The organism is Stenotrophomonas sp. SPM (assembly GCF_003105135.1).
Classification (GTDB): domain Bacteria; phylum Pseudomonadota; class Gammaproteobacteria; order Xanthomonadales; family Xanthomonadaceae; genus Stenotrophomonas.
Genome location: NZ_QETL01000198.1, coordinates 1 through 1,967 on the forward strand (window position 1 = coordinate 1; position 1,967 = coordinate 1,967).

Annotated in this window: 2 protein-coding genes; both read left to right on the plus strand. The window is 68.2% G+C overall.

Annotated elements, in window-relative coordinates; translation table 11 throughout:
• Window positions 1-61 precede the first annotated feature (61 nt).
• Entirely contained in the window at window positions 62-919 is an 858-nt protein-coding gene (gene prmC / locus DCO49_RS19915; protein WP_116865452.1) for a peptide chain release factor N(5)-glutamine methyltransferase, read from the plus strand.
• Between the two features lie 48 nt (window positions 920-967).
• The gene (pip, locus tag DCO49_RS19920) at window positions 968-1,909 is read left to right on the plus strand and encodes a prolyl aminopeptidase (protein ID WP_116865453.1); all 942 of its coding nucleotides are present in this window, start codon (window positions 968-970) and stop codon (window positions 1,907-1,909) included.
• The last annotated feature ends 58 nt before the right edge of the window (window positions 1,910-1,967 follow it).

The window sequence follows — 1,967 nt, forward strand, 5'->3', positions numbered from 1 at the left end:
CGAGCCCATGCTCGGCTGCCTCTGCAGGAGCCGAGCATGGGCTCGGCTCTACAATTGAGGAATGTCCTTCAAAACAGAACCCTCCCTGCGCCAGGCCGTAGCCGACGCCAGCGCCCGCCTCGGCGGCATCGATGCCCGCCACGAGGCCGAACTGCTGCTGCTGCACGTGCTGGACCGGCCGCGCAGCTGGCTGTTCGCCCACGCCACCGATCCGCTGCCCGCCACCGATCTGGCCGCCTTCGACGCCCTGCTGGCGCGCCGTGTGGCCGGCGAACCGGTGGCTTACCTGACCGGCCGCCGCGGCTTCTGGACGCTGGACCTGGACGTCGACCCGTCCACCCTGATTCCGCGCCCGGAAACCGAGCTGCTGGTCGAGCTGGCGCTGGAGCGCCTGCCGGCCGATCGCGACCTGCAGGTGGCCGACCTCGGCACCGGCAGCGGCGCCATCGCACTGGCACTGGCCAGCGAGCGCCCGCAGGCCCAGGTGCTGGCCACTGACGCCAGTCCTGGTGCGCTGGCGACGGCCGCGCGGAATGCCGCCCGTCATGAACTGCGCAACGTGCGCTTCACTGAAGGCGGGCACGACTGGTACGCGCCGCTGCAGGGCCAACGCTTCGACCTGATCGCCAGCAACCCGCCGTACATCGCCAGCGATGACCCGCACCTGCAGCAGGGCGACCTGCGTTTCGAACCGGCCACCGCGCTGGCCTCCGGGCTGGATGGGCTGGATGACATCCGCCGCATCGTCGCCGGCGGCCAGACACACCTGCTGCCCGGCGGCTGGCTGCTGATCGAGCATGGCTGGGACCAGGGTAAGGCGATCCGCGCGCTGTTCGAGCAGGCAGGCTATGTGCAGGTGCAGACCGCGCAGGACCTGGAGCAGCGCGACCGCATCACCCTGGGCCAGCGCCCGGCCTAGAATGGAGGTTCTCCTGCCTTGGCAGGGCATCACCCTGGAGCTGCAAGCATGCGTACGCTGTATCCCGTCATCACTCCCTACGACGTCGGCACCCTGAAGGTCGACGACCGCCACACGCTGTACTTCGAACAGTGCGGCAACCCGGACGGCAAGCCGGTGGTGATGCTGCACGGTGGTCCGGGCGGCGGCTGCAGCGACAAGATGCGCCAGTTCCACGACCCGTCGAAGTACCGCATCATCCTGTTCGACCAGCGTGGCGCCGGCCGTTCCACCCCGCACGCCGACCTGGTGGACAACACCACCTGGGACCTCGTTGCCGATATCGAAAAGCTGCGCGAACACCTGAAAGTGGACCGCTGGCAGGTGTTCGGTGGCAGCTGGGGTTCGACCCTGGCCCTGGCCTATGCCGAAACCCATCCGCAGCGCGTGACCGAGCTGGTCCTGCGCGGCATCTTCATGCTGCGCCGCTGGGAGCTGGAATGGTTCTACCAGGAAGGGGCCAACCGCCTGTTCCCGGATGCGTGGGAGCACTACCTGAAGCCGATCCCGGCCGTGGAGCGCCACGACCTGATCTCGGCCTTCCACCGCCGCCTGACCAGCGAAGACGAAACCACGCGCCTGGAAGCGGCCAAGGCCTGGGCGGTGTGGGAAGGCGCGACCAGCTTCCTGCACGTCGATGATGACTTCATCAACAGCCACGAAGACCCGCACTTCGCTCTGGCGTTCGCCCGCATCGAGAACCACTACTTCGTCAACGGTGGCTTCTTCGAGGTGGAGGACCAGCTGCTGCGCGACGCGCACCGCATCGCCGATATCCCGGGCGTGATCGTGCACGGCCGCTACGACGTGGTGTGCCCGCTGGCCAACGCCTGGGACCTGACCAAGGTCTGGTCGAAGGCCAAGCTCGAGATCACCCCGGCCTCGGGCCACTCCGCATTTGAAGTGGAGAACGTGGACGCGCTGGTGCGCGCCACCGATGGGTTTGCCTGATCGGTAGTGCCGGTCGCTGGCCGGCAACACGCTACTGGTAGCGCCGGGCCATGCCCGG

Coding starts and splice junctions, on each gene's coding strand:
- prmC (WP_116865452.1), top strand. CDS start 62: ATGTCCTTCAAAACAGAACCCTCCCTGCGCCAGGCCGTAGCCGACGCC.
- pip (WP_116865453.1), top strand. CDS start 968: ATGCGTACGCTGTATCCCGTCATCACTCCCTACGACGTCGGCACCCTG.